The sequence below is a fragment of the Erysipelatoclostridium sp. MSK.7.34 genome, assembly GCF_019041935.1.
GTDB classification, from domain to species: domain Bacteria; phylum Bacillota_I; class Bacilli_A; order Erysipelotrichales; family Coprobacillaceae; genus Thomasclavelia; species Thomasclavelia ramosa.
Genome location: NZ_JAHPYJ010000079.1, coordinates 1 through 554, shown reverse-complemented (window position 1 = coordinate 554; position 554 = coordinate 1). Strand labels below are relative to the sequence as shown.

1 protein-coding gene is annotated in these 554 nt (G+C 32.1%); it reads right to left on the bottom strand.

Annotated elements, in window-relative coordinates:
• A partial coding sequence (locus KTF99_RS16910) for a DNA adenine methylase (RefSeq protein WP_217215686.1) occupies nucleotides 1-554 on the bottom strand: 554 nt, incomplete at both ends.

Here is a 554-nt window from a genome sequence, read left to right as displayed (position 1 = left end):
AAACCTCCCTCTAATTTCCTTTAATATTCTTGCAAGCTCTTTATGATCTTCTACAGTAAATCGTGAATCATAATGCCGTTCCGCTTTGTAATATGGCGGATCAAGATAAAATAGTGTATCAGCACTGTCATAGCTTTTTATAATTTTTTCATAATTCTTATTTTCTATAATAACTGCAGATAATCTTTTTTGTATTTCTAATAGTATCTCTTTAGTATTATTTATACCTGTTTTTGCACCATATGTTCTGCGAGCCGCACCATATGATACTTTCACCAAATATAAATACATTGCGGCTTTTTGAATATCTGTACCGATATTGTTATCTATCATCGCTTTATAATCTGTAAATACCTCCCTGGATGATAAGATCCAGTCAAGTTCTTTTTGTACCGCATCAGCATGAAACTTAATACACCTGTATAAATTTATTAAATTACCATCTATATCATTGAACACTTCAAGTTGTTTTTTACTTTGGACTTTATCAAAAAGCACCCATCCTGCTCCGCCAAACACCTCAACATATTTTGTAAAATCCTCCTTTGGAAAAC